Genomic DNA, 20,947 nt, shown 5'->3' with positions numbered 1-20,947 from the left:
AGCTTGCCCGCTAGACGGAGCCGGTGTCTTCACGGTGTCTTCAGATTGGGCTTGCGTCGCGAAGTGGAGGGATTTCCGGGGATGCGGCAAGCGGGGAGGCGGGGCAAATGGGGAAATGAGGAAATGGGCCAAACGCGGCGGCAAGCACCGGTTAGCGATCTGGCGCCCGACCCTGAAACAGCCGCGTGATCTTTATCACACGGCGCGCGTCGCTCAAACCGGCGCGAGGCCGAACGTCCCGTCGACCACTTCGGTGAAACTGCGCTCTTCGCGCAGAATGAAGCGCCGCGTCTGCGCGAAGCGGAAGTTCTCGAGCGCTTCGGCGTCGCTTCGCAGTCGCGCCCGATAGGTTTCGTAGGCGGCGAGACTATCGAACGTGATCAAGCCCCACGCAATGTCGTTGGTGCCTTCGTGCGGCAGAAAGTAGCCAGTCAGATGACCGCCGCAGCGCGGAATAATACGCCCCCAGTTGCGGGCGTATTCGTCGAAAGCGGCGCGCTGGAAAGGGTCGATCTGATAGCGGATGAAGCAGGTGATCGCCATAGTGAAGCTCCGGATGATGTGCGGCGGGATGAAACCGCATGGAGATCAGTATGGCGGGCGCCGGCCCGCGATGTTTCACGGCACGATGAAGTGTCGAGCGCAAAGGTCCAGCGCCGCAAGCGTCACGGCTCAAGCCACCGAAGACGTTTGCCGCTCGGCTTCGTCGTCGGCGTCCGGGCCGCCGGTCGCGTTCGACGCGCGGCCCGCCGCGGGCTCCTGATGCAGCCGGTTCGCATGCATCAGCCGGTACAGCGTCGCGCGCGAAATGCCCAGCTCGGCCGCCGCTTCGGACAACTTGTAGCCATGCCGCTGCAGCGCATGTTCGACCGCGTCCCTTTCGGCTTTGCTGCGGATTTCAGCAAGCGTCACCGCCGGGCCGTTGTCCGCTTCCGGCAGACCGAGGTCGCTCGCGGTGATGAAGCGGCCCTCGCTCATCACCACCGCGCGCCGCACGCAGTTGATCAACTCGCGCACATTGCCCGGCCACGGATAGTTCGACATCGCGACGATCGCGTCGCTCGACAGCCCGCGCAGTTTGCGCGCGCCGTCCTGCCGGTACATGCTGAGCGCATAGTTGGCGAGCAGCTTGATGTCGCCGCCGCGCTCGCGCAACGGCGGCTCGACGAGGCGCAGCACACACAGCCGGTGATACAGGTCGGAGCGGAAGCGCCCGTCTTCGACCGCCTTGTCCAGATCGACGTGGGTCGCCGAAATGACCCGCGCGTCGACCTTGATCGGCCCGTTGCCGCCAAGCCGCTCGATCGTGCCTTCCTGCAGAAAGCGCAGCAGGACGGCCTGGCATTCGTGCGGCATGTCGCCGATTTCGTCGAGAAAGAGCGTGCCCTCGTGCGCGCTTTCGATCCGGCCGATCTTGCGTTGCAGCGCGCCGGTGAACGCGCCGCGCTCGTGGCCGAACAGCTCGGCTTGCAGCAGGCTCGGCGGAATCGCCGCGCAATTGATCGCGACGAACGCGCGGCCGGCGCGCGGCGAGCGCTCGTGAATCGCACGAGCGGTCAATTCCTTGCCGGTGCCCGATTCGCCTGCGACGAACACCGGCGCGTCGGTCACGCCGCATTTGTCGATGCGTCGATAGAGCTGCTGCATGGCCTCGCATTGTCCGACCATGCCGTGCCGCCCGAGCGAAGGCTCCGGCGCGTCGGGCGCGTGACGCAGGCTCGACAGCCCGTGCGCATGGCCGAGCGCGAACACGAGCCGGTCGTTCAGCCACGGCCGCGTGACGAAGTCGAAGCAGTAATCGAGGATGAAGCGGCTGACCAGTTCGTCTTCAGCCTGGCCGGGGACGATTTGCGCGACCCAATTGGTTTCGACGCGCCGCATGCACGACGCGAGCGCGGACAGATGCTGCGACGTGCACTCGTCGGGCAGTTGCACGAGGCCGACCTTGATATTGCCGCGCTCGATCATGCGCTCGGCGATGGCCGTGCTCTTGGCGTGCACGGCTTGCCAGCCAGACGCCGCCAGAAAATCGACGAGTTGCTGATCGGGCAAGTTCGACACGTACAGAACGGTGCGTTCCGCGTCGACAGGCGTGCAAGTCGTAGTCATGTTACCCCCGGTTCGATGCTGCTCTCAGGACTGCTGTTCAACACATTGGATACACCGGCGGGCGGCGCCGGCCTTCAGTCAACTAAGCCAGCCCGGTCCGCTTGCGCGGATCGGGCTGGCTTGCGTTCAACGTTCAGGACCGGCCGCAGCAGTCCGGCGACGACGCATACGGCAGTGGCAATGATGGGGCATGAAGCGGGCGGCATAAACCGCGAAATGCTGCATGGTGGACCGATAGCGTGAGCGTTCATTGCTGAAACCGCAGCACGCCTTCATCCCCGAATCACAAAACCGTTTTTTGCCTTGATGACCTGAAAACGGCGCTCTAATTGGCGCATGGCTTAAAGATAAGCGAAAGCGCCTGATAGCGCCATACAAACAAATCTGGATTAAGAAATGATTTTCGTGCAATTGGTGCGCTGAGGACGATTAAACAAATCCGGTCAAGCCCTGTTATGAGAGGATTCCCACATAACCGTGCAATCGCGCCGCGCTAAATCGCGATGTGAATTGCATGTCGGCAACGCGGTTCGTCTCATGGTTGCGACATATCGGGCAGGCCTTTGCCAGCGTGAAGCGACGCTTCGGGCGGTGGGTGCTGCTTACCGGGTACGCCGCGCAAACCATGGCCAGTCATGGCCCGCGCGGGTTTGGCGAAATCGCTGGCGAGCGCCAGTTTTCTTCGCGGCGCGGCGGAACTTGGCGCATGGGCGTGTCACGAACGAATCAACCCCCGGCACGGACGAATCCATACAGGGTTGCCATGCAGTGAGATTCACGGCGGCATAAGGCTTCCGGTGGTCATGGCATAGCCATTGCAATAAGCACCGCACGACAAATACGAATGCGTTGCCGACCGGTCCACAGCACGGGGAAAGCTGAGATTGGAAAAACGCCGGCGGCAACACGGACTTCACAAGCCCGGCCGGGGAAGCCAGGTTTGCGAGGTAGCGGCGGGGCCAACTGAACGGAAGTCGATTAAAACGGCTGAATGACCGATACACAGATTTATCTGCATTCCGAACCGGACGACGTGAAATTGACTCGCTATCAGGTCTCTTTACCGACGGACCTGAAGGGGGACATCAATAACGACGAGTGCCGCATTCGCGCCGTTGGCGAGTGACGCACCACCGAACAAGGGCAGGGGCAGCGCCGGCCAGGACCAGCCGGTGCGAAGAAGCGAGGAGAGGCCACAGTCTCCACAGAGAGACACATGTTACGAGGTGGACTGGGTGCCGTGTCCGTGCAGTTGCACGGACACGGACATCTGGACAAGGAAACCTGACAAAGAGGCTCATCTTTCGGGGGCTGTCATGAAGAAAACGATTTGCGAGCCGGACGCCGTCGCGCGGCCGGACCCTTTCGCCGGCGCGGGCGCAACCGGGCTCTCCTATCGCCGGCGTGTCGCGGCGCGACGGCGCGCGCTGTTCGCCGCGTCGCCCGTCGATGTCATGGCGCTGGTGGTTGCCGAGGCGCTCAGGCGCAAGGCCCAGGCCGAAATCCGGCGCGACGCGTTGCGCGACGCGCTCTATGAAATGCCGGCGTCGCCCGAATGGAATACCGACCACGAGCGCGACGCGCAAATCCGGCCAACAGAGTTCGACGAATAACGACGTACAACAACGAATAACAACGAATGAGTCCGCACGCCGACGGGGAGGTCGGCGTGGCCTCCCCAACTGGCGGCCTCAGACCGATGGAGACCCGACATGATCGACATCTTCCTGATGGCCGCCAGCATCGACCACGCGCAGCAGATCGTCGCGCGGCTCGAGGGAAGCGGCGTGCGTTACCGGTTGCGCACGGCCTACGGCTCGGCCCGGCAACTGCGCGCGCACGCGCGCCTGATCCGCAACGCCGATCTGCTGATCGTCGACGACGCCAGTCTGAACACGCGTGAAATGGATGGTGTCGAGGAGGCGCTCGCCTGCTGGCCGGCGCTCGAATGCATGCTGGTGGTGCGCTCGCCGGCCACCGCGTTGCTCGGCGCGGCGATGCGCGTCGGCGTGCAGCACCTGCTGTCGTGGCCGCTCGATCCGCTGGCGATCGCCGCCGCGCTCACCCGGATCGACGCGAGGAAAACCGCGGCCGGGCGGCGCGCGGGGCGAGTGGTGTCGCTGGCATCGAGCAAGGGCGGCAGCGGCACGACGCTGATCGCGGTCAATCTCGCTTGTTCGCTCGCCGCACAGCGTGACCGGCGCGTGCTGCTGATCGACCTCAGCCAGCAATTCGCCGATGCCAGCCTGCTGATGGCCGACAGACCCCCGCCGACCACGCTCGCCGATCTATGTTCGCAGATCGATCATCTCGACGCCGCGTTGTTCGATTCGTGCGTGATGCACGTGCATGCGAACCTCGACGTACTGGCCGGCGCGGGCGACCCGCTCAAGGCCGCCGAGTTGCAGCCCGCGCAGCTGCAGCGGATTCTCGCGCTGGTGCGCGAACGCTACGATGCCGTGCTGATCGACATCGGCCAGAGCCTGAACCCGTTGACGATCCACGCGTTCGATCATAGCGACGCGATCTGCATGGTGGTGCGGCAGACGCCGCTGTACCTGCATGGCGGGCGCCGCATGCTCGACATCTTCAGGGAACTCGGCTATCCGGCCGCGAAGGTGCGGGTGGTGGTCAATCAATACGACAAGAACGCGCAGATCAATCTGCCGACGCTCGAAAACATGCACCCGCCGCATTCGTAAGCGATCAGCACGTTCTCGCCGATCGGCGTATTGAACAGCTCGTGCCACGAGAACGTCACGACATACCCGTCCTGCCCGCGCGCGACGAACACCGTGCGCTTGAACTCGCCCGGCACCTCGTTCGGCAAACCGGCCTCCGCGATCAAAGTCGTCAGGCGCACGCCACGGTACGCGTCGACGCTGCGGATGAAACGGTTCGTCGTATAGCAACGCAGATCGAAAGCCGTGGCCGTCACGCTGTCGTAACGCCGAAGCGCTTCGAGGCTGAGCGATAGCGGACGCTGAAACCGTCCGCTCAGCACGAGCGCACCGTCGACGGCGGGCGCGGTAATCACATTCACACTATCCATACGCGGTTATCTCCAGCATCGACGCCCTGGCGGCCTGTTCATTCGCTATGTCCGTGTGTATATTACGCTGCGATGGCGGCAGCCGTGTGCATCAACGCGTCAATACGCGGTATACCGCCACGCATATCGGCCGTTTCACCGTCGCCGGCGTGACGCCTGGCATTCGTGCAAACGACGGCATGCGGTCCGCTAAACCGGCCATGTCACGGCAGAACGCAAGGCACCGTAATGGCGTCGTAATGTGACGCTTTCAAATAACGCATCGGGGTTATCGCATGATTCGCAAGCTGCTCGCTTCTCTCGTGGTCGTCACCGGCATCGTGACGGCTGCGCCCACCTTCGCGCAGAACTCGGGGAACAACACGGTCAACGTGCTGTACGCCGGTTCGCTCGTCAACCTGATGGAGCGCAGCATTGGCCCCGCGTTCGAAAAAGCCACCGGTCAGCAGTTCCGCGGCTATGCGGCGGGCTCGAACAAGATCGCCAACGAGATCAAGGGCAAGCTGCGGCGCGGCGACGTATTCATCAGCGCGAGCCCGAAGGTAAACGGCAGCCTGATGGGCGAGGCGAACGGCGATCACGTCACGTGGTACGTGAATTTCGCCGAATCGCCGTTGATGATCGGCTATAAGCCGCAGAGCAAATTCGCGTCGCAATTCAAGAGCAAGCGTTGGGACCAGGTACTGCAACAGCCGGGTATTCGCATCGGCCGGACCGATCCGAAGCTCGATCCCAAAGGCGCATTCACAGTCGAAATGATGACGAAGGCGGCCGAGCTCTACCATCAGCCGGACCTGGTCGAGAAGACGCTCGGCGCGCCGGAAAATCCCGCGCAGGTGCTGCCCGAGGAAACGCTGGTGGGCCGTCTGCAATCGGGCCAGCTCGATGCAGGCTTTTTCTATTCGACCGAGACGTCCGACCTGAAGATTCCGGCGATCCACCCGGCGCCTGAATTGCAGGCCAAAGCCAGCTACACACTGACGATCCTCAACGACGCGCCGAACCGCCCCGGCGCGGTCAGCTTCGTCGACTTCCTGCTGAGCGAGCAAGGCCGCGCCCTGCTCAAGCAGCATGGCGTGGACGTCGTCAAACCCGTCGTGAGCGGCAACGTGCAGTCTATGCCGCCATCGGTGCAAGCCGTCATCGACGCCGCCACGCACTGACGCGGTGAAGCGCGCCGCTGCGCGACCGCTGCTGTGGCTGGCGGCGCTGCTCGCTATCTATCTGTGCGCTCCGTTCGTCGCGAGCGTGCCGCAACTCGGCGCCGCGGATTGGGCGAACGTCGACTGGCGCGCGACGTGGTCGGCGGTCGGCGTGTCGGCGGCGAGCGCCACGGCGGCCTCGTTCGCGATCCTGTTGGGCGGCGTGCCGCTCGGCTATTTCCTCGCGCGGTCGAGTTCGCGCAAGATGGCGCTGCTCGGCTTCGTCGTGCAGTTGCCGCTGGCGCTGCCGCCGCTCACGAGCGGCGTGCTGCTGCTGTTTCTGCTTGGGCCCTATAGCGGCATCGGCCGCCTCACCGGCGGCGGGCTGACGGATTCGTTCGCCGGGATCGTGCTGGCGGAAATCTTCGTGGCCGCGCCGTTTCTGATCATCGCCGCGAAGTCCGCATTCGCCTCGGTCGATCCGGTGCTCGACGACGTCGCCGCCACGCTCGGCCATCATGCCGGCGGCCGTTTTTTCCGCGTGATGCTGCCGGTGGCCTGGCCGGCGATTCGCGCGGGACTCGCGCTCGCCTGGCTGCGCGCATTCGGCGAGTTCGGCGCGACCGTGATGGTCGCCTATCACCCGTATTCACTGCCGGTCTACACGTACGTGGTGTTCGGCGGCCAGGGGCTTCCGGCGATGATGCCATTGCTGCTGCCCACGCTCGCGATCGCGATACTCTGCGCCGCGTTGTCGATCTACAGCCTTCGGCAAAAGCCCGCGCCCGACCAGACCGAAAACGGCGACGACACGCTCGAACCCGGCACGGATCTCACCGCGAGCCGCGGCGACGCCGACGATCGCCGCCTCACGTTCCATCTGCGCCGTCAGTTGGGCGCCTTCGATCTCGACATCGCGTGGACGCCGGCCACCCGGCGTCTCGCGATCATCGGGCCGTCGGGTTCGGGCAAATCATTGGCGCTGCGTCTGATCGCGGGGCTCGAATCGAACGCGTCGAGCACCGTGCGGCTCGGCGCGACCGAGTTGCATACGCTGCCGCCCGAGCGCCGCCAGATCGGCTACATGCCGCAGGATTACGGCCTGTTTCCACACATGAGCGTGGCGCGCCAGCTCAGCTTTCCCGTCGATGCCGACGCCGCCAGCGCACGCTACTGGCTCGATCATCTCGGCCTCGCGCCGCTGGTCGGACGGCTGCCGCATCAGTTGTCGTTCGGTCAGCGGCAACGGGTGGCGCTCGCGCGCGCGCTCACGCGGCATAGCGAACTGCTGCTGTTCGACGAGCCGTTCGCCGCGCTGGATACGCCGCGGCGGCGCCGCCTGCAACAATCCTTGCGGGCCTTGCAGCGCGAGATCGCCGCGGTGACGATCATCGTCACGCACGATCCCGATGAAGCCGCGCTGCTGGCCGACGAGGTGCTGGTGGTCGAACAGGGGCGCGTGTTGCAGGCGGGCGCGATCGCCGACGTGTTCGAGCGGCCGGCTTCGATGCGGGTGGCCGCCCTGCTCGGCTTGCACAACGTCGGCGAAGGTTCGGTGAGCGCGGCGGGCGAGGTGCAGATCGCTCCGGGCTTGACGGTGGCAACGGCCAACCTGCCCTCCCTTGCCGCCGCAGGCCAGCGTGTCATGTGGCGCGTGTCGTCGCATGCGCTGGCCGTGACGCCGCAAGGCGCGCATGCCGGGGTCGTCCAGTCGGTCGAATTGCGGCGCGGCGAGCGCTATGTTCGCGTGAATATCGCCGGGGTGCGCTTCGACCTTGCCAGCGAAGACGCCGGTTTGCGCGAGGGTGCGGCATGCCGGCTCGACATCCGCGCGGCGGGTGTGAACATCTGGGTCGCGGCGTGCGGCTCGCGTCAGGCTTCGTCCGCGTGAGCGCGGTTCCTGATTTCGGCGAGCGAGGCATCGACCAGTAGCTTGCCGGACTCGAACACCGTCACGAGCGCTTCGTCCCACTCGCCCGCGACGGTGTGTTCGTCCCACGCGACGGGCAGCGTGAGCGTCCGGTACTCGCCCGTGCGGCGATGTCTCAGCAACGTCAGGCGTCCTTTCATCGAACGCTTCGCGGCATCCGTGACCGGGTCCTTGCGCACGTCGTGCCACTCGCCGCCAAGACGGATTGCGGAACACTTCATCGCGAAGCGCTGCGTGTCGCGGTTGATCTGCTGCAACAGCGCCCCGCCCATGCCGAATACGATGTTATCGGCCGCGAAGCCGGCCTCGTCCATTGCGGCGAGGATCGTCGCGATCGAATCGGGGTTCACGCCGTCGCCCTGAATCACGCGCACGTTGTTGAGCACGCGCCGGCCCTTGCTGTTCACCACGGAGCCGAACGACGCGTCGAGCGCGCGCAGCGTCTGCAACACGATCGCGCGCGGATCGCCGGAGTCGGGGCGGATCACGAGGGTGGCGCCGGAATCGAGCACGGCCTGTTTCAGCTGCGTGCCCCATACGTCGAGCGCGGCAAACAGATCGTAGGAATCGGACACCACCGAGACGATCGCGCCCGGCTTGCCGAAGCGCGCGATCATGTTGCGGAACGCGTCGGTCTCGCGCTCGCGGCCCCACGACGTGATGGTGCTATGCTCGGCGGCCGGCACGGAAAACGCGGCCATCGTTTCGTTGTAGTAGTGGTTCGCCGCCGCCACGCCGAGCACCGTGTCCGAACCCATGAAACTGACCAGATGCGCGGCGCCGCCGATCGCCGCCGACTCCGCGCTCGACACCCCACGCGCGCCGAAATCGTGCAGCTTGAACGGCAATTGCGTGAGGTCGTCGCTGCTCTTTTGCAGGTAGGCACGGATCGTTTTGCGCAGATGCCAGCTTTGCGTCGCCACCGTGATCGGATACCACACGCGCAGCAGCATCGTCTCCAGATAGGAAGCGAGCCAGAACACCTGCGGGTCGTCGCATTCGACCGTGACCAGCACGTTGTGCGTCGGCACCACCGAGCCTTCCGGCACCGCGCGAATCCGCACCGGCAGATAGCCGCCGCACTGCTCGACGACGTAGCGCCAACCCGCTTCGTTGAACGGCTCGCCATGCGCGCTGAAAAACGCTTTGGCCTGCTCGATCATGGCCGGCGTGACCGGCCGGCACAGGTATTCCTTCAGCAGCATTTGCAGACCGAAGAACAGCGTGCGCTCATAGCGCCCGCCGCGCGACTCGATGTACGAGAACATCGCCGACGCTTCGGGTGGATATTGCAGATAGTGCGAGGCCTTGTACGAATCCGTGTTGAGAATCGGATTGGACAGGATCGACGCGATGTCGCCAGCGCTCACGTGAGTTCCCCGGGGTAATCGAACGGATGCGGTTCTTTTACCATACACCGTCAAAATACCCCTGCAACCGGCCGCTCAAAGCACCGCTTCAAAGCCCCGGCTTCAATTGCGGCGGCAGATTCGGCCACGTGGCCAGCAGCCGGCCGATCACGCCCTTCCGGCGTTCGGCGATAGCCGGCAACAGCATGTCGGCAAGCAGGCCGATGCCGTGGGCGAGCGCGCTGTCGCGCGCCAGCGTGACGAGCGGCACGCCACGGCACAGCGCCTCGTTGACCTGACGGTCGTCGCGCGGAAGCTGATGCGCGACTTTCGCGCCGAGGGTCTCGATGCCGAAGACGGCGCGCCGATTCTGTTCTCCGGCTCGGACCTCCTGCCCGCACCGCGTCACGTCAAACGGCTCGCGCGGATCGAAGCGCGGGTTTTGAGCTGATACGTTGGACCTGACGCGTGTGCGCGGGAGGCTGGCGTAATATGGTCGGCTCTTCATCATCGCGTTGCCGCCATGTCTGACGATCCGCTTGCACGCGCTGCTCGTGCCGCACCGCCTTCGGGGGTTGGCGCGTGCGATGCCGAACCGCTGTCGTTGCCGCTCGACCCGCTGGGCGCCGCGTGCATGGGCAAATGGCTGGATGCAGCGACGGATGCGGCCAGCGCCGACACGCGGCTTTTCGCCAAGCTGATCGCCGCGCGCGACGCGCATGACGAACTCGCCTTGCTCGGGCTACAGCCACGCGAGTGGCATACGCTGTTGGCGCGGCATTTCACGCATGCGGCCGAGGCGGCATTGCCGCGCAACGTTGGCATGAATGCCAACGCCAACGAACACATCGCCTTCGTCCACTCGCTCCACGCACTCCTGCTCACCCACGCACGCCCCACCGTCCACGCCGACGATGCGCACTGGCTCGCCACGATCATCGCCCACGCCTGCCTGCGCCCCGACCACCTATGGCGCGACCTCGGCCTCGCCGGCCGCACCGAGGTCACGTGGATGCTGACGCGCTACTTCCCCACGCTCGTCGTGCTGAATGTCGCTGACCTGCGCTGGAAAAAATTCCTCGCCGCCCAGCGCGCGCTTTCGTTGGGCTTGCAGCCCGGCCCCGCGCCGGGTTGCCCTGGCTGCGAAGCCTACGGATATTGCTTCCCGCCACCACGTTGAAAGCCGTTCGGCCAGGGTGGCAGCGCGAAGCGGTTCGTGTATGCTTTCGCGCATGGCTGACACAGCAAAAACCAAACCCGCAGCGGCTAAGAAATCCCTGCATAAATCCGCGAAGCCGCGCCCCGAAGTGCGCTTCCGGATGCGCATTCGCAGCGCGGATGCCGTCGCACTCGGGCCGGGCAAAGTCGATCTGCTCGAAGCGGTGCGCGAATACGGGTCGATCTCAGCGGCGGCGCGCAGCCTCGACATGTCGTACCGGCGCGCCTGGCTGCTGATCGACGAATTGAACCGTTCGCTCAAGTCGCCGGCCACGCATTCGGAGCAGGGCGGTCAGAGCGGCGGCGGCTGCACGCTCACGCCGGTCGGCGAGTCCATCATTCGCCTGTACCGCGATGTCGAAGAAGAGGCGCAGCGAAGTTGCGCGAAGCAGATCGCCGAGTTGACGCGGCTGATCCGTTCCTGAGCGGCGGCCCTTGGCGGCCCTCGCGATTCTTGACTCAGCGCGCCTCGCGCTCAGCCGTGCCGCAGGCAAAACGCCGACGGCGCAGGGTTGCCGAGTTGAGCGAGATGGTCGGGATGCAGCCGCGCCATCAATTCGACGAAGCTCGCCACGCTCGCGGTACGCACCGGGTGATAATCGATTCGATGGCGCTCGCAGACCCGTTTGAGCGTGTTCATCGAATCGTGATCGATGCAGTCCACCGGGAACACGACGATATCCGCACCGGGCAACGCGGCGGCAAGCAGTCCCTTGCGATCCTCGACGCCGCCGTCGTGCACTACCAGATCGCCGCCGGCCGCTTCCACCAGCCGCTTGAGCGCGGCATTCGAGCCGGGCCGGCCGCCCACATACACGATCCGCTTGCCGTGCACGCTATCGAGGCTCGCGCGGCGCGTACCGGCTCCGCTCGCGGTGTCGGCCGCGTCGACGGTGGCGCGCTCGAGCGCATCACATTCGCTTTGCACCAGCTTGAGCTGCGCCAGCGCCTTGTCGCGGCTCTTGCGTAGTGCAAGCGCCGCGTCCTGTTCCTGAAGCGTGCGCTGTTCCGCCGCTTCGCGGCGGCTGGTGTGCAATGCGACGCGTTGATCGGCGTCGGCCAGCTTGTTGCGCAGCTGCTGGACTTCGGCTTCCAGCCCGGCGGCATCGGCGGCCATGGGGCGGCAGGCTTGCGCGGTGAGTTGCGCGAGCTGGGCGTTCAGCGCGGCGATCGATGCATCGCGCTCCATGCCGAGTTCGTGCAGACGGCCCTGTTGCCGCTCGATTTTCTCCTTCAACGCGGCATTCTCTTCCTCCAGCGCAACCAGCCGGCGAATATCCGCGCGATTGGCCGCGCCCACCAGATGCGACAGCATGTGCAAGTCACCGAACGCCTTCTGGCGCACCGGCATGGTCGTAAGGGGATGCGTCATCAACGCCCAGTAAGCGGGCGGTATGTCGCCGCTTTTCAACGCTTCGCCCCAGAGTTCGAGCAGATCGACGTCGTCGGCGGCTTTGTCGAAGCGGCGGATCGCCGCCGCATAGCGCTCGTCGAGCAGCTTGTGCAGGGCTTTGGCGGCGGGGCCGCCTTCGATCGCGAGTTCGACTGCCGAGTGATGAATCTCGAGATCGCTCGCGTTGCGCCGGTCGAGACCGGTGAATTTGGGCACCAGCTTGCGCAGCTCGTGCGTGCTCAAACAGGTGCCGATGATCGAACAATGCAGATGACTGTCGAGTTCGGTGAGGCGCGCGCGCCGTCTCGTGTTCGGAGGCGAGACGTTGGCGGGCGTGCAGCAAGGATCGACGGCGCGGATGCCGGCGCCGGCAAGCTCGTCGCCGGACAGTTTCAGACGCGAGGGCTGGGCAAGGCGAAACGGGGGCGTGTTCATGGGCATCTCGAATCCGGTTCGGTGTCAGGCAGGCTCGACGCGCACAGATGGCGCGTGGCGCACGCTCCGCTCGCTGCGCGAGCGCGCGTCGCGATATATTCACGAAGATATAACGGTCGACAAAAAAAAGCGCTCATGGGCGGCACCGGCGGATCAATCGTTTGCACGCGCGACGCTCCGCTCCGCGTTCGCTTTGCCTGGAGTGGACGCGGCCGCCGCCGTATTTCGCGCGATACGGCGCCTGCCGGCGATGGCTGGGCCCGTACCGCTGTCAGCACGTGCATGCTGTTCCAGCACATGGCCCACGCACAGACCGATAAAGGCCGCGTCGAGCCGTTCGAGTTCCGCCACCACCTTGCGCAACGCGGCCACGTCGTTGCTGAACACATCGGAGAAAATGGCGTCGCGCAACTGTTCCGCCGGGCGCGCGTCCTCGATGGTCGCCTTCAGTTCGCGCAGACGGGCGAAGCCTGCGGCGCGTGCCTGCTCGGCGAGGATCGACAGCAACTGGTTCAGCGAGTGCGAGCCCGACGTGCCCACCGACGCGAAATTCAGGCGGTCGTCGGTGAGCATCAGGACGAAGCGCTGCACGCTGCCATACAGTCGCCGATAGGCATCGACGACATCACGGATCGATTCGGCCCGGCCGCGCTCGGACGCCGAGCGCACCGCAACGAGGGTCGACGAAATCTCGTTCGCAAAGGGTTGACCACGCTCCGCGAGGTCGGACAAAGGGGATCGGCTGCGCACCGCTGCTGGCTCCTGCTGGTTCGTTGTGCTTCGTCGCATGCGGACGGAAGGCCCGAAAGACGCTTCTCACGCATGTTGCAAAGCCTACCGTGATATTCGACAGGATATAACGAAAGAAGGCCAGCGTGTTGGAACCGGGACCCGCGTCGTGGCTTTATGCGCGGCCTTTGGCGGCTTTGACGTTGCGCGCGAAGGCGAGAAACGCGTTGACCGCGGGCGCCCGTTCATACTTGCGGGACGCGATGGCGATCTCCGAGGCGATCGGCTTCCCGGCGATCTCGCGGTACACGACCCCGGGCAACGCGATGCAGTCGGCGAGCGTATGCGGCACGACGGCCACGTTGCCGCCGAGCGACACGCACGCGAGCACCGCCGCGAGCGTGCCGGGACGCGGTCCGAGCCGGGGCGCGAAGTGTCCGCGCCGCGCCACTTCGAAGGTCCCGGCTTCCTGCTCCGGCAGCACGAAACACTGGTCGCGTAGTTGCGCGGGGCGGATGCTGGCCGCGCCCGCGAGCGGACAATCGGCGGGCAGCGCGAGGACGAAGCGGTCGCGGTGCACGGTGGTGGCCTGAATGCCGTCGGCGAGCGGCATGGGCGGGCGCACATAGGCGGCGTCGAGCTGGCCGTCGCGCAGCATCGCGGCGACGCCGTCCATCGGCACCTCACGGATCGACACGTCGACACCCGGATGCGTACCGCGAAATCCGCCGACCGCTTGTTGCAACACGCCCGCATACGCGGCCGACGCCACATAGCCGACCTCAATCCGCCCGAGTTCGCCGCGCTCGGCCAGCACCGCGCGCTCCTCGCCGCGCGCGAGATGGTCGAGCGCGACGAGCGCTTCGGCGAGATAGGCGCTGCCCGCCGCGCTCAACGCCACCGAGCGCTTCGTGCGATGAAAGAGCCGCACGCCAAGCAACCGTTCGGCATCCTGAATCAATTTGGTGAGCGACGGCGCGGCGATGCCGAGCTCGTCTGCGGCGCGCGAGAAGTGGAGCTGCCTGGCGACACAGACGAAGGCATGTATATGACGGAGTTCGAGTTGCCTCATGTTTTTCTGTCTTGCAAATAACGTTAATTATTTTGTGATTCTATGCCAATGACAGGAAATAGACGCATCGCTACCATGACGTGACTTCGATCCGTCAATGCCTACCCGTACGTCTACCCGTATGTCATCTGTTTCCACTCAACCTGCTACGCCTGCGCAACCGCCTGCCGCCAATCCCGCATTCGTCCTGGCCACCGCGTCGGCCACTTGCGCGTTGATCGTGCTCGATACCAACGTCGTGGCCGTCTCGTTGCCGTCGATTGCACGCTCGTTCCACGCGAGTTTCGCCGACGTCGAATGGGTGGTCAGCGCATATATGGTTGCCTTCGCCGCCTGTCTGCTGCCCGCGGGCGCGCTGGCCGACCGCGTTGGCCGCAAGAAGATGCTGCTGCTCGGGCTCGCGGTGTTTTTCGGCGCGTCGCTCGGATGTGGGCTCGCGCCTTCGGCGGCTGTGCTGAACATCGCGCGCGCGGTCAAGGGCGTGGGCGCCGCGATGTTGCTCACCGCGGCGCTCGCGGTGATCGCCAACACTTTTCACGGCGGGCCCGCACGCGTGCGCGCGTGGGCCGTGTGGGGCGCGTGCATGGGCGTCGCGACCACGGTGGCGCCGCCGCTGGTCGGCGGCGTGGTCACGCAATGGCTCGGCTGGCGCTGGATCTTCCTGCTCAATCTTCCCGTGTGCGCGGTGCTCGCGTGGTGCGCGTCGCGCGTGCTTCGTGAGTCGCGCAATCCCGCGCCCGGTCCGCTCGATGCCGCCGGCAGCCTGCTGTTCGGTCTCGCGCTGGCGCTCGGCATCTGGGCGCTGATCGAAGTGCCGGCCGACGGCCTCGCGAGTTGGGCCACCGGCGCGCGGCTCGTGGCGTGCGCGCTGCTGTTCGGCGCGTTCATCCAGGTCCAGCGGGTGCGCGCGCACGCGATGGTCGACCTCGCGTTGTTCCGCCAGCCGCGCTTCGTCGCCGCCGTGCTTGCGATGTTCGGCTACGCCGCCTGCGCGCAGGTGATGATGACCTTCCTGCCGCTGTATTTGCAGAACGCGTTCGGTCTGTCGGCGGTGGCGGCAGGCGTCGGCATGCTGCCGTTCGCGCTGGCGATGGTGGTGGGGCCATACGTCGGCGCGGCCCTCGGCAAGCGGATTCCGGCGATGACGCTGCTCTCGGCGGGCTTGCTGCTGATCGGCCTCGGCAACCTGCTGACGGCATCGGTGGCGAGCCGCGAACGTTATGCATGGGTCGCGCTCGGGATGATCGTCACGGGGCTCGGCGCCGGCATGCTGAACGGCGACACACAGAAGGCCATCATGGCGTGCGTGCCGCCGGAGCGCACCGGCATGGCGTCGGGCATCAGCACGACAACGCGTTTTACGGCGATCGTCACGTCGGTCGGCGTGCTCGGCGCGGTGCTCGCGGCGCGCACGCATGCGGCCTTCGTCGGCGCCACGCCGCTGACGCCGGGCGTGAAAGCCGCACTCGACGCCGGTTTCATGTCGCGCATGCTGGCCGGCGACACCGCAAAGGCCACCGCGAATCTGCCGCCCGGCCTGCGGGCCGCGCTTATTTCGGCCGCGCACGCAAGCTTCGCCGATGGTTTCGCGGCCGCGCTGTGCGTGGCGGGTCTGCTTGCCGCGGCACTCGCCGCGGGCGTCTGGCTGCTGGCGGGCAGGGCGGAATCGGTGCGGGCAGCAGAGATGGCGTCGAACGGCTAGGGAAATACCGTCGCCCCATTCGCGTCGTTTTCCGCTATCGTGTGCGGCACGCTTGCCGAGGCATCCTCGCGGGCGCTTCTTCGAACGCACGACACGTAAAACAATGAGCCATCCGAACACCGAACTGATCGAACGTTTCTACACCGCGTTTCAGCGACGCGACGCCGAAACGATGATCGCCTGCTATGCCGATGACGTCGTCTTCAGCGATCCCGCCTTCGGCGAGCTGTATGGCGACGAAGTCCGCGACATGTGGCGCATGCTGGTGGCGGGCGCGCAGGAGTTCTCGCTGACATTCGGCAGCATCGAGGCGGACGACCATAAGGGCAGCGCGCATTGGGAAGCCGGCTATCTGTTCAGTCAGACGGGCCGCCCGGTGGTCAACCGGATCGACGCGCGCTTCGTGTTCCGCGACGGGCTCATCACCGAACATCGCGACAGTTTCGATCTGTGGCTATGGATGCGTCAGGCGATGGGCGTGCGGGGCACGCTGCTCGGCTGGTCGCCGCTCGTGCGGCGCATGCTCAGGGCACAGGCGCGCCGTGGCCTCACCTCGTATCGGAACCACCATAGCCGCTCCTGAGGCCGGATCGGGCGCGATGTGCCGCATGGCGCGCTTGCTATGATTCGTTCGGTTGAACCCGTATTTTTCAGGCCGAAGAACAGGCAGTGAGAGGGAGTGCTATGCCAGTAGTGGATGCCGCATGGGAAGAGTGGCTGAACAGCAATGTGGCGCGCGGTTGCAGTCCGGATTCGATGATCGAGGCGATGGTGCAGGCCGGGTTCGCCAGCGAAGCGGCGCACGTTGCCGTGCATCACGCGTTTGGGCAGAAGCCGACGGATTCCGCTTCCATGGCCGCAGCCGTAGCCGCGACCGAGGCCGCGCTCGCCAAAGCCGAACCGCACACGTACCTGTACGACGCGTCGCCGGTCGCGCGCGGCAACGTGATCCGCGCGTACGATCGCGACGTTCGCGTGCTGATGCGCTGCGAACGGCCGCAGGTGATCGTGTTCGCCGATGTGCTTTCGCCCGATGAGTGCGGCGAGATGATCGAGCGCTCGCGTCATCGGTTGAAGCGTTCCACCACGGTCAATCCCGACACCGGCAAGGAAGACGTGATCCGCAACCGCACCAGCGAAGGCATCTGGTATCAGCGGGCCGAAGATCCGTTCATCGAGAAGCTCGACCGGCGCATCGCGAGCCTGATGAACTGGCCGGTCGAAAACGGCGAGGGTCTGCAGATCCTGCACTACGGCATGACCGGCGAATACCGCGCGCATTTCGACTACTTCCCGCCCGATCAACCGGGCAGCGCGGTGCATACCGCACAAGGCGGCCAACGCGTGGCGACGCTGGTGGTCTATCTGAATGACGTCCCTGACGGCGGCGAGACGACGTTTCCTGAAGCGGGCTTGTCGGTCGCGGCGCGGCAGGGTGGCGCGGTGTATTTCCGCTATATGAACGCTCAGCGGCAACTCGATCCGCTGACGCTGCACGCCGGTGCGCCAGTGGTCGATGGCGACAAATGGATCATGACGAAATGGGTGCGCGAGCGGGCTTACGGTTGATGCCGCGCCAGTAGGCCACCGCAGTCAATCAACTCAGTCGATCAACTCAGTCGATCAACTCAGTCGGCCGCCTGACGGCCGGCGGCATTGGCGCTCGAGCCGGCGAACAGTTGCCTGAACGCGTCGCGGCCGGATGCGTAACCCATGCGCAGGATCATCAATCCGATCGCCGCGCCGGCGATGTGATCCAGCATCGGCAGACCGGCCAGGCTGCCTGCGAGACCCAGCGTCGCGACGAGCGCCGACACCGCGTCGACGCGAGCATGCCATGCGCTCGCCTGCAGAAGCGCCGAGCCGGTGCGTCGGCTTTGCGCGCGCAGGTAGCGGAACAGCGTTTCCTTGGCGACCATCACGAAGCCGCTGACAGCGAGCGCGCCGGCATTCATCGCGTCGTTGCCGCTCAGTGTCGCGGTCTGCGCGACGCTGCCCCAGAGCATTTGCACCGCGGTGAAGATCAGGATGACGGCGATAAAAAGCGAGGCCAGCGCCTGCTCGGTGCTGCTGTCGGTGTTGTGAGTGTGTGCGTGATCTGCGTTGCGCGCCCGGGCGCCGAGGTGTTTCGCGCTGAGGTACAGCACCAGCAGCACGATGGCGTCGGAGGCCAGGTCACTCAGTGTGTGGATGCCGTCGGCGAAGAGCCCGTCCGAGTGCGCGGTGATGCCGAGGGTGATCTGCATCGTCGAGAGGAACGCATTGAGCAGCGCGCTGGCGGAGGCGGCCTTAAACAAGACGGCCGCCGTTCAGGATGGAATCGCGATCGTGGCTGTTGCGCTCGATGGGGTGCATGGTCTTTGACGGGTTCTGTTTGTCGCAGCAAGGTAACCGTCGAGCGTGGCACGCACATGACAGCGCCGAAACCGTGGGATTGCCAGGCGAGGCAGGTGCGTGGTGGCGTTGCGTTGCGCGTTGCCAATGAGACAGCGGCGAGGCGTGCTTGCCTGCGCCGCGCTCACGCCGCCTTCAGACCCGCTCAGCTTGTCTCAGGCACTCGTCCTGTAGACGTCCGGGTTATGCAGCTCCATATAGCGCTCTGGATTCGCCAGTGGCGTAAAGCCGTGGGGCTCGTAGACATGATGCGCGTCGGACGTCACCAGCACGATTCTTCGCAGACCCTTCAGCGACGGACTTGCGAACACGTATTTCAGCAACGCGGACGCATAGCCGTTGCCGCGATGCTCGGGCAAGACGAACACATCGCACAGGTAGGCGAACGTCGCTTCGTCGGTGATCAGGCGCGCGAACGCGATCTGCTTGCCGTCGATATAGCCGCCGAAACATAGCGAGCCCGCGACGGCCCGCTTGAACGTTTCGCGTGGCATCCCCTGCGCCCACGCTGTTTGCTGCGAGAGGAACGCATAGACCATCTCGATGTCGAGATCCCCCTTGTTGCTGGAGATCGTCAGTTCGTCTGCTTGCACCGGATGTCTCCTTGTGGGATTGATCGAGAGGTCGAAGGAAGTGGCAATGCGGGAGGGTGCCCGGGCTTCGTCCAGTGTTACCGGCATGGCTATGCCGACGCTTGCATGAGCCGCTCACGCAGTCTTTGCCGCGCAGTCCAGAACTCGTCACTAGCCAACCCTTCAGCCTTTCGCCGGCCCCTCGCTGCCGCGCGAGCCGCCGCCGATGCTCTGCCCGGCGTCGCGTGCCAAACCCATATAACCGAACACGGACACCAGCGTCAGCACACCCGCAAACAGAAACGCGAGACGGAAATCGTCGAGCGTGAAGACGTGGCCGCTCGTCTCGCCGCTCAAGTGCGCCGCCACCCGCAGCGAGACCGCGCCGAATGCGATGCCCAGACCGATCGTCATCTGCGCCGCGGCGCTCCATAGGGTGCTCGCCGCGCTCATCTGCGCCTGCGCGACGTCGGCGTAGGCCAGCGTGGCGAGCGTCGAGAATTGCATCGAGCGCGCGACGCCGTACACGAACACGACGAACAGCACCAGCGCGAGCGGCACGTCCGGCGTCAACAGTCCGCACGCGATGATGAACACGCCGGCCACCGTGACGTCGACGATCGACACCATGCGGAAACCGTAACGCCGCAAAATCCGCGTGGTGAGCGCCTTCATGCCGAGGTTGCCGAGCGCGCTCGCGAGCAGCAGGAGCCCGGATCTGAACGCCGACAGGCCGAAGCCCACCTGGAACAGCAGCGGCATCAGGTACGGCACCGCGCCGATGCCGATACGCGTGAACGAACCCGTCACCACCGTCACGGAGAAGGTCGGGATTTTGAGCGTCGATACGTCGATCAGCGGGTAGGGGTGGCGCTTCGCATGCTGGAACGCGACCACGCCCATCAGCAAGCCGCCGAGCACGACCGCCCCGGCGAGCCACGGATTGGTGCCGGGCTGGCTCGCCAGTTCCGCGCCGTACAGAACCGCCGTCAGTGTGAGGCCGCTCAGCAGCAGGCCGACCACGTCGAGCGGCTTGCGTTCGGCGCCGCGCAGGTTCGGCACCAGCGCGAGCGCGACGGCCATCGCCGCGAGACCGAACGGCACGTTCAGCAGGAAGATCCAGCGCCACGACGCGTAGGTCGTGATGAAGCCGCCCACCGGCGGGCCGACCACCGGCGCGGCGATCGCCGGCCAGGTGATGGTCGAGATGGCCTGCATCATGCGGCTCTTCTCGGTGCTGCGGACCACGATCAGGCGGCCCACCGGCACCATCATCGCGCCGCCCAAGCCTTGCAAAACCCGTGCCGCGGTGAACTCGACGACGTTCTGCGACAACCCGCACAACACCGAGGCCGCCGTGAACACGGCGATCGCGCTGAAGAACACCGTGCGCGCGCCGCAGCGATCGGCGACCCAGCCGCTCGCCGGGATGAAGATCGCCAACGCGAGCATGTACGCCGTCATGCCGAGACTGAGGCTGTTTGGACCAACGCCGAACGAGTGCGCCATTTGCGGCAGCGCGGTGGCGATCACCGTGGTGTCGAGATACTCCATGAAGAAGGTGGCCGCGACGAGGTACGGCAGCCAGCCGACGTGCGCATGGTGAGTGCTGGCGCCGGTCATTGCGCGGTCCTCGCGGCAAGGCGTGGGCGGGCGTCGATGCCGCGGGCGGGCTGGCGCATGGCGCGCGAGGGGTTGGCCTTCATGGTTGTTGCGACTACCTTTCGATTATGTGTTTCCGGCGGTGGGGGATGTCCGGGCGTCTGCAAGAGGCGGACGAGCGACCGGATAGCGAGGGTCGGCGGTGCACGCATGAAGCCGTGATGGATCGCGCGCGCGTCGCCAGCCCT

General features: G+C 65.6%; 21 protein-coding genes and 1 pseudogene. 11 read left to right on the top strand and 11 right to left on the bottom strand.

The features are described 5' to 3' along the window. Nucleotides 1-213 precede the first annotated feature (213 nt). Both PQQ53_RS19145 and PQQ53_RS19140 read right to left on the bottom strand, forming a co-directional pair. Nucleotides 214-543: an NIPSNAP family protein gene (locus PQQ53_RS19145; RefSeq protein WP_408144917.1), complete on the bottom strand. Its 330-nt coding sequence runs from the start codon at nucleotides 541-543 to the stop codon at nucleotides 214-216. Between the two features lie 129 nt (nucleotides 544-672). Further along, nucleotides 673-2,109: a sigma 54-interacting transcriptional regulator gene (locus PQQ53_RS19140; RefSeq protein ID WP_408144919.1), complete on the bottom strand. Its 1,437-nt coding sequence runs from the start codon at nucleotides 2,107-2,109 to the stop codon at nucleotides 673-675. Between the two features lie 991 nt (nucleotides 2,110-3,100). Here PQQ53_RS19140 and PQQ53_RS19135 point away from each other — a divergent pair. From PQQ53_RS19135 to PQQ53_RS19125, 3 genes are all read left to right on the top strand, one after another. Next, entirely contained in the window at nucleotides 3,101-3,235 is a 135-nt protein-coding gene (locus PQQ53_RS19135) for a hypothetical protein (protein ID WP_408144921.1), read from the top strand. A gap of 190 nt (nucleotides 3,236-3,425) precedes the next feature. Continuing rightward, nucleotides 3,426-3,722, top strand: a complete 297-nt coding sequence (locus PQQ53_RS19130) for a hypothetical protein (RefSeq protein WP_408144922.1) — start codon at nucleotides 3,426-3,428, stop codon at nucleotides 3,720-3,722. Between the two features lie 99 nt (nucleotides 3,723-3,821). Further along, nucleotides 3,822-4,811, top strand: coding sequence for a CpaE/TadZ family protein (locus tag PQQ53_RS19125; protein ID WP_408325316.1), 990 nt, complete (start codon nucleotides 3,822-3,824; stop codon nucleotides 4,809-4,811). Here PQQ53_RS19125 and PQQ53_RS19120 read toward each other — a convergent pair. Beyond that, entirely contained in the window at nucleotides 4,745-5,161 is a 417-nt protein-coding gene (locus PQQ53_RS19120) for a molybdopterin-dependent oxidoreductase (protein ID WP_408325314.1), read from the bottom strand. The two genes, PQQ53_RS19125 and PQQ53_RS19120, sit on opposite strands and share 67 nt — an antisense overlap. Nucleotides 5,162-5,436: 275 nt before the next feature. Between PQQ53_RS19120 and PQQ53_RS19115 the strand changes: the two genes are divergently transcribed. Both PQQ53_RS19115 and PQQ53_RS19110 read left to right on the top strand, forming a co-directional pair. Then, nucleotides 5,437-6,324, top strand: coding sequence for an extracellular solute-binding protein (locus tag PQQ53_RS19115; RefSeq protein WP_408325311.1), 888 nt, complete (start codon nucleotides 5,437-5,439; stop codon nucleotides 6,322-6,324). 4 nt (nucleotides 6,325-6,328) lie between these two features. After that, nucleotides 6,329-8,194: an ABC transporter ATP-binding protein/permease gene (locus PQQ53_RS19110; protein WP_408325308.1), complete on the top strand. Its 1,866-nt coding sequence runs from the start codon at nucleotides 6,329-6,331 to the stop codon at nucleotides 8,192-8,194. Here the strand turns inward: PQQ53_RS19110 and PQQ53_RS19105 are convergent. Both PQQ53_RS19105 and PQQ53_RS19100 read right to left on the bottom strand, forming a co-directional pair. Beyond that, nucleotides 8,176-9,603, bottom strand: a complete 1,428-nt coding sequence (locus tag PQQ53_RS19105; RefSeq protein WP_408153228.1) for a nicotinate phosphoribosyltransferase — start codon at nucleotides 9,601-9,603, stop codon at nucleotides 8,176-8,178. The two genes, PQQ53_RS19110 and PQQ53_RS19105, sit on opposite strands and share 19 nt — an antisense overlap. 88 nt (nucleotides 9,604-9,691) lie before the next feature. Further along, complete coding sequence (locus tag PQQ53_RS19100; RefSeq protein WP_408325306.1) at nucleotides 9,692-9,853, bottom strand: hypothetical protein; 162 nt, start codon at nucleotides 9,851-9,853, stop codon at nucleotides 9,692-9,694. Nucleotides 9,854-9,925: 72 nt separating this feature from the next. Here PQQ53_RS19100 and PQQ53_RS19095 point away from each other — a divergent pair. The 3 genes and pseudogenes from PQQ53_RS19095 to PQQ53_RS19085 all read left to right on the top strand — a co-directional run. Continuing rightward, nucleotides 9,926-10,033 (top strand): annotated as a pseudogene (locus tag PQQ53_RS19095) (molybdopterin-dependent oxidoreductase); the annotation flags it as partial. Nucleotides 10,034-10,216: 183 nt separating this feature from the next. Then, nucleotides 10,217-10,762: a nitrogen fixation protein NifQ gene (locus PQQ53_RS19090; RefSeq protein WP_408325345.1), complete on the top strand. Its 546-nt coding sequence runs from the start codon at nucleotides 10,217-10,219 to the stop codon at nucleotides 10,760-10,762. A 52-nt stretch (nucleotides 10,763-10,814) separates the two neighbouring features. After that, a complete protein-coding gene (locus tag PQQ53_RS19085) occupies nucleotides 10,815-11,225 on the top strand; it encodes a winged helix-turn-helix domain-containing protein (RefSeq protein ID WP_408325303.1) in 411 nt (136 codons plus the stop codon). Between the two features lie 50 nt (nucleotides 11,226-11,275). Here PQQ53_RS19085 and PQQ53_RS19080 read toward each other — a convergent pair whose 3' ends face one another. The 3 genes from PQQ53_RS19080 to PQQ53_RS19070 all read right to left on the bottom strand — a co-directional run bounded on the left by PQQ53_RS19080 (nucleotide 11,276) and on the right by PQQ53_RS19070 (nucleotide 14,429). Next, complete coding sequence (locus PQQ53_RS19080) at nucleotides 11,276-12,628, bottom strand: DUF2325 domain-containing protein (RefSeq protein ID WP_408153233.1); 1,353 nt, start codon at nucleotides 12,626-12,628, stop codon at nucleotides 11,276-11,278. 153 nt (nucleotides 12,629-12,781) lie between these two features. Beyond that, nucleotides 12,782-13,378, bottom strand: a complete 597-nt coding sequence (locus PQQ53_RS19075; protein ID WP_408153234.1) for a hypothetical protein — start codon at nucleotides 13,376-13,378, stop codon at nucleotides 12,782-12,784. Nucleotides 13,379-13,532: 154 nt separating this feature from the next. Continuing rightward, nucleotides 13,533-14,429, bottom strand: coding sequence for a LysR family transcriptional regulator (locus PQQ53_RS19070; RefSeq protein WP_408153235.1), 897 nt, complete (start codon nucleotides 14,427-14,429; stop codon nucleotides 13,533-13,535). 121 nt (nucleotides 14,430-14,550) lie between these two features. Between PQQ53_RS19070 and PQQ53_RS19065 the strand changes: the two genes are divergently transcribed. The 3 genes from PQQ53_RS19065 to PQQ53_RS19055 all read left to right on the top strand — a co-directional run bounded on the left by PQQ53_RS19065 (nucleotide 14,551) and on the right by PQQ53_RS19055 (nucleotide 17,700). Beyond that, a complete protein-coding gene (locus PQQ53_RS19065) occupies nucleotides 14,551-16,131 on the top strand; it encodes an MFS transporter (RefSeq protein WP_408325300.1) in 1,581 nt (526 codons plus the stop codon). Between the two features lie 103 nt (nucleotides 16,132-16,234). Next, nucleotides 16,235-16,714, top strand: a complete 480-nt coding sequence (locus tag PQQ53_RS19060) for a nuclear transport factor 2 family protein (RefSeq protein ID WP_408144942.1) — start codon at nucleotides 16,235-16,237, stop codon at nucleotides 16,712-16,714. Between the two features lie 101 nt (nucleotides 16,715-16,815). Next, nucleotides 16,816-17,700, top strand: coding sequence for a 2OG-Fe(II) oxygenase (locus PQQ53_RS19055; protein ID WP_408153237.1), 885 nt, complete (start codon nucleotides 16,816-16,818; stop codon nucleotides 17,698-17,700). 59 nt (nucleotides 17,701-17,759) lie between these two features. On the opposite strand, the gene PQQ53_RS19050 is transcribed toward PQQ53_RS19055, so the two are convergent. The 3 genes from PQQ53_RS19050 to PQQ53_RS19040 form a co-directional block, all read right to left on the bottom strand. Beyond that, entirely contained in the window at nucleotides 17,760-18,428 is a 669-nt protein-coding gene (locus PQQ53_RS19050; RefSeq protein WP_408153238.1) for a cation diffusion facilitator family transporter, read from the bottom strand. A 252-nt stretch (nucleotides 18,429-18,680) separates the two neighbouring features. Further along, on the bottom strand, nucleotides 18,681-19,118 hold the full coding sequence (locus PQQ53_RS19045) for a GNAT family N-acetyltransferase (protein WP_408325297.1): 438 nt from the start codon (nucleotides 19,116-19,118) through the stop codon (nucleotides 18,681-18,683). Nucleotides 19,119-19,280: 162 nt separating this feature from the next. Next, nucleotides 19,281-20,720: an MFS transporter gene (locus PQQ53_RS19040; RefSeq protein WP_408325294.1), complete on the bottom strand. Its 1,440-nt coding sequence runs from the start codon at nucleotides 20,718-20,720 to the stop codon at nucleotides 19,281-19,283. Nucleotides 20,721-20,947 lie beyond the last annotated feature (227 nt).

This window comes from Paraburkholderia strydomiana, assembly GCF_046030495.1.
GTDB lineage: Bacteria > Pseudomonadota > Gammaproteobacteria > Burkholderiales > Burkholderiaceae > Paraburkholderia > Paraburkholderia strydomiana_A.
The sequence above is the reverse complement of the archived record's forward strand: the minus strand, read 5'-3'. Positions and strand labels throughout refer to the sequence as shown.